The organism is Lysinibacillus sp. GbtcB16 (assembly GCF_019091145.1).
Lineage (GTDB): Bacteria > Bacillota > Bacilli > Bacillales_A > Planococcaceae > Lysinibacillus > Lysinibacillus fusiformis.
Genome location: NZ_JAGXJV010000469.1, coordinates 1 through 266 on the forward strand (window position 1 = coordinate 1; position 266 = coordinate 266).

1 pseudogene is annotated in these 266 nt (G+C 41.4%); it reads left to right on the plus strand.

The features are described from left to right. Positions 1-266: pseudogene (locus KVT27_RS24935) on the plus strand (sugar ABC transporter permease); the annotation flags it as partial.

The window sequence follows — 266 nt, forward strand, 5'->3', positions numbered from 1 at the left end:
TTATATTTACTTTTACTGCTGCCAATGGCCTATATCATCATATTCAAATATGCCCCCATTTATGGCGTGCTCATGGCGTTTCAGAATTACAACATTTTTGAGGGAATTAACGGGAGTGAGTGGGTCGGGCTTGACGTCTTCAAATTTATTTTTGAACAAAACAGCTTTTACCGTGCTCTTACGAACACACTTGTTTTGAATTTGCTGGACCTGATAGCGGGATTCCCGGCGCCAATCATACTAGCCGTATTGTTGAATGAAATCCG